Origin of the sequence: Bacillus pseudomycoides DSM 12442, from assembly GCF_000161455.1 — a bacterium.
GTDB classification, from domain to species: Bacteria; Bacillota; Bacilli; order Bacillales; family Bacillaceae_G; genus Bacillus_A; species Bacillus_A pseudomycoides.
Genome location: NZ_CM000745.1, coordinates 5,462,858 through 5,468,595 on the forward strand (window position 1 = coordinate 5,462,858; position 5,738 = coordinate 5,468,595).

At 38.1% G+C, this 5,738-nt stretch carries 1 protein-coding gene; it reads right to left on the reverse strand.

The annotated features are described in order from the left end of the window. Nucleotides 1-5,738 (reverse strand): amino acid adenylation domain-containing protein (locus BPMYX0001_RS27665; protein WP_167535694.1); only part of this gene is annotated, 5,738 nt, incomplete at both ends.

Consider the following 5,738-nt stretch of genomic DNA (forward strand, 5'->3'; position numbering starts at 1 on the left):
GTTTCATTCTTCTGATTGTTTCCAGAGTAAACAGGCTAGTGCTGTACTCTAGTGTTATATAAAGAGATTCTCCCTCTTGACATATCCAGCTTAGGTCAAACTTCGAGCTTTTCCATTCAATCTCATATGGCTTAAATTGCAGTTCCTCTCCTATAGCTATGTCCAAGTCAAAATTCTGCAAACTAAATGTCGTATCAAATATAGGATTTCGGCTAAAATCCCGTTTTAGATCTAACTTTTCTACAAGCTCTTCATAAGGATAATTTGAATATTCATAAGATTTCAATGTTTCCGTTTTGACATTTGCAAGAAATTCACGGAAACTCAAACTTCCTTCCGGTCTATTTCTTAAAGCAAGAACATTAATGAATACACCAACTACTTCTTCAAGATCAGCATGAGGCCTACCGGCAATTGGAGACCCGACGATAATATCTTCTTTTTCTGTATATTTAGAAAGAAGTACATTATAGGCAGCTAATAAAGTCATATATAAAGTTGCCCCTTCTGAAGCTGAGAGTTCCTTCAACTTTTTCAAAATAGAGCTATCCACTGAAAATTCAAGGGTTTCTCCTTTAAACTGCCTTACAGGTGGCCGTGTAAAATCGGTAGGAAGATCCAACACAGGAAGTTCCCCTGATAACATATTTAACCAATATTCCTCATCGGTCTTTAACTTTTCAATCTGTTCATCTTCCTTCTGCCAAACAGCAAAATCTTTGTAGTTCAGAGTGATGTCCGGCAGGCTGTACCCTTGGTATAAAGCACAGAAGTCCCTTAAAAGAATATTAGCCGAGATTCCATCAGCTATTATATGATGCATATCCATCATAATAAGTTGTCGATTTGGACTAATTTCAAGTAAAACAGCACGAAATAATGGCGCCTTTTGCAAATCAAATGGTACTATAAATTTCTTTACAAGATTTTCAATTTCAGATTCTGATGCTCTAACAACATCCAAACTCCAAGGTATATCTTGATGATGAATAACTTGAGTAAGATGACTATCCTCCAAATGGAAAGACGTACGAAGAGCCTCATGTCTAGCTATCAATGACTTGAACGATTTTTCAACATTTTCCGCACTCAGATTCCCTTTAGTTTCCATAACAATTGGCATATTATAATTCGTTCCATCGTTCTGGGCATCCAGCTGTTCGACTATAAACATTCTCTTCTGAGCGGCAGAAGCTGAGTAAGAAGGCCGTTCTGCCGCTTTCGGAATTGAAAGGTACCGAGTATTTTTTTCCTGTCGCATGAGCTGTGCTGTCCCAAAAACTGTAGGATTAGCAAAAAATTCACGTAATTTAATTCCTACGTTAAGCTGCTTATGAATCCTTGAGAGAAGAATAGTGGCATTAAGCGAATGTCCTCCCCTTTCAAAAAAATTGTCATGAACGCCAATTTGTTCAACTTTTAGAACATCCTTAAAAATAGCTACCAACTTTTTCTCAAGAGGATTACTTGGTGCTGTATATTTTGAAACCGGTAAAGTGAATTCTGTAACTTCTAACAGCTTTTTCTTATCTATCTTCCCGTTTGGATTTAATGGAATACGATCAAGTTGAATGACATGAGCTGGCACCATATATTCAGGAAGTTGTTCAAGTAAGAAACGCCGAATCTCGCTGTAATCAGCTCTATTAGACGATACTATATATGCACATAAGTAATAACGCTTACTTTCATCCTCATGAGCCAAAACGACAGCTTCTTGAATTGATGGATACTGAAGTAGGCAGGATTCTATTTCGTTTATCTCTATTCGAAATCCTCTTATCTTCACTTGATTATCTTGTCTTCCAAGAAACTCAATCTTGCCATCTGGAAGCCATCGTGCTACATCTCCAGTTGAATACATTTTACCCTCTGAGTAAGAATTTTCCACAAACCTCTCTTCAGTAAGAGTAGGGTTATTCATATAACCTCTGGCTAATCCTCTCCCCGCAATATATAGTTCTCCAGGAATACCGACAGGCTGCACATTTCCAGCGGGACTGAGAATTAAGATTTGGTTATTCCATATTGGTTGTCCAATCGGATATTCCCTTTGATTTTCACAGAGTGTGCAGCTGGTTGCCACAACGGTATTTTCAGTAGGACCGTAATTATTCACGATTCTATATGGTGCACTACTTACTTTTCTAACTTTCTCTCCGCCAATTAACAAAATTCTTAATGAGCTATTGTTGAGAGGGATGAACTGTTCTGCTAACTGGGTAGGCAGAAAACTGATGGTTATTTCGTTTTTCTCAAAGTAGCTGTTTAAGGCAACTGCATCCCCCCTAATATCATCTTCTACTATATAAATAGAAGATCCGGCAATTAAATAAGGAAATATCTCCCATACAGAAGCATCAAAACCAAATCCCGCTAATTTTACGCTTCGGTCTTTTGGCATAACTTGGAATTCGTGATTATGCCAAAAACACAGATTTACGAGAGAAAGATGTTCTACCATCACACCTTTAGGTCTTCCTGTTGTACCAGACGTATAGATAACATAGGCAAGATTGTCTGGCTTGATGATACTCTCAAGGTTCGGTTCATCTTCGTTTGATAAGGATAGCTGCTCTAAACAAAAAGTGTTCCCTCCATAAGATTCCGGAATTTGATTAAGCGTATGGGCCACCAAATAATCAGCAGAACTATCCTCAAGCATATAAACTTGTCTACCGACAGGCAATTTAGGATCAATTGGCAAAAAAGCCCCTCCTGATTTAAGAATAGCAAGAGTACTTACAACCATTTCTAAAGACGGATTCATAATTACTCCCACTACTGTTTCAGGACCAACTCCGGCTTTTCTTAACATTTTGGCCAGCCTATTTGATTGATTATTTAATTCCCCGTACGTAAGAACCTCATCTTTATATATGACAGCAGGATATCCGGGTGTTTTTTCTGCCTGTTCTTCGAAAAGCTGATGTATAGTTTTATTTGTTGGAATGTGTTTATAAGTGCTATTAAACTGTTCTAAGACCATATCCTTTTCATTCGGAGTGGCTATCTCAATGCTTTTTAATAACATATCAGGATTTTTAGTAATTTGTTCTAAAATCCATTCAAAATGCCTAAGCATTCTCCTAATAGTGCTTCTTTTAAATTTTCCAGTATTATATTCCACTGAAATCCTTAAACTTTCCCCCTCTGTTGCAGCAAGTGTAAAATCATATTTTGAATTTCCCCACTCCCATTCGTAAGGGGTTACCGTAAGATCAGGGATTCCATCAGCAGACGAACTCTCACTTTGTAAAGTAAATATAGTGTGAACAAGTGGGTTGCTACCGGAATTTCGATAAAGATTCAGCTTTTCAACCAACATTTCAAAAGGATATTCTGCATGATCAAACGCAAGGACAGCTTCATTTTTTACTTTGGCAAGAAACTCATTAAATGTAAGGCTAGAATTAGACTGCAAACGAATTGCCAATGTGTTGACAAACATTCCTACAATTCTTTCAAGATCAGTATGACTTCTACCTGAAATAGGAGTACCCACCACAATATCTTCCTGACTGGTATATTTAGAAAGGAAAATATGAAACGAAGCCAGGAGCGTTGTAAACAGCGTAGTTCCACCTCTGATAGAAAGGTCTCTTAATTTTTCCAGTAGATCCGCATTTATTTCCGTATGAAAAGTCTCTCCCTTGGACAGTTTATCTGCACGCTCTGGAAAATCTAAAGGCATGTTCAAAACCGGCATCTCTCCAGTAAACCTATTTAGCCAAAATGCCTCCTGTTCTCGAATTTTCTGCTCCTGATCTTCTCTCTGTTGCCAAACACTGTAGTCCTTATATTGAACAGATAATTCAGGCAGCTTTTCATTACGGTACAAAGATACAAACTCCTGAAATAGAATATTGGCAGACACTCCGTCAGAGATAATATGATGCATATCTAGACAGAGAATAAAATCTTCACTTGATTTCTCAATTAAGGCCGCTCTAAATAAGCTACCACTTTGTAAATTAAATGGTCGTACAAACTGTTCTACCAGTACTGATTCATCTCTTCCTGAGGAAGAAATGATTTCAAACTGAAAATCAACATGCTGATGAATTTTTTGAACAATCTGCTCATCCTTAATATGAAAAGAGGTACGAAGAGACTCATGCCTATCCACTAATGATTGCAGGATGGTCTCTACTTTTGTTTTCTGAAGCGCACCTTTAATTTTCAACGCAATTGGCATATTGTAGTGCGTGCTGTCATCCCCTTCAATTTCCTGAACCAGATACATCCGCTTTTGAGCATAAGATACTGGATAGAACTCGCTTTCAAGCGCAGGATTAATCGCCTCGAAGGTGTTTTTTTCTAGCGAATTTATATGGTCTGCCAACTGCTTTACAGTTTGGTTAGCATATACGTCTCTAAAGGAAATATCTACAGCTAATTCTTTAGATATTCTTGAAGTAAGCATCATTAACTTTAAAGAATGACCGCCTAATTCAAAGAAGTTATCATAGATTCCAATATTCTCCCTGTTAAGAACTTCTTGATAAAGGACAACTAGCTGCTGCTCTAATTGTGTAGTTGCTTTTTGATGTCGAAGGTCATGAGTTTCCTGTATTTCCGGCAGACTGCCTTTGTCCACCTTCCCATTTGAGGTGAGCGGAATTTCATCCAGCTGCACAAATCTTGTAGGAATCATGAAACTAGGAAGCTTTTCCTGTAAAAAGTTCTTCAACGCTACAGTTTCCACTTCCAATTCAGCTACATAATAAGCACATAAGTAAGATTCATTCGAGCCTTCTCCTTTTACAGCCACTACACAGTTTTGTATGCCAGGATATTCAGCCAGTCTAGCCTCTATCTCGCTTGGTTCTATTCTATGTCCACGGAGTTTCACCTGTTGATCCGATCTCCCCAGATATTCCAAATTCCCATTAGGTAGCCAGCGTACTAAGTCACCAGTTTTATATACCTTACCTCCACCGAAAGGATTATCTATAAAGAATTTGTTTGTAAGCTCACTTTGGTTTACATAACCTTTACCTACTCCATCTCCGCCTATATATAATTCCCCAGAAACGCCCACTGGTTGGAGATGACCAAAGCGGCCTACAACGTACAGCTGTGTATTATTTATTGAGCCGCCTATAGGAATACAATCCAAAGAGTTTATTTGATGATCGGCTTCATACGTAGCAGCAAATACCGTTGTTTCGGTTGGACCATAAACATTAATTATCCGGTTATCTCCTAGATAATTAACGGCTTTGCGAACATGTTTTACAGAAGCCTTCTCGCCGCCCATCAGGACTTTTCTCAAGTTTTTCAAACAAGATATCTGCTCATCTACAATTACATTAAACAATGCCGTGGTCATAAGAGATATCGTAATATTCTCCTCTTCCATTAACCTTGCAATTTCCTTAAGATCGCTAGCAGCTTTGTTTGGAGCAAGCACGAGTCTAGCTCCATTCAACAAGGCACTGTATATATCAAACACGGAACCATCAAAAGCATAATTCAATAACTGAAGAAAACGATCGTCCGTTGTGATTTCAATATAGCCGTTATTTTTTACTGTTTTAATAACGTTTCGATGAGAAATCTGGCAACCTTTCGGTCTCCCAGTGGTACCAGATGTGTAAATAATATAAGCTGTGTCATCTGGTACATTTTCCTTTGTAAGGTCATCTTTCCCTTCCTGCATCCATTCGCCTTCTTCTAAAACAAGGGCATGGCCTTTAAAGAAATGAGGAATTAGTTTTTGTACCTGAACGACC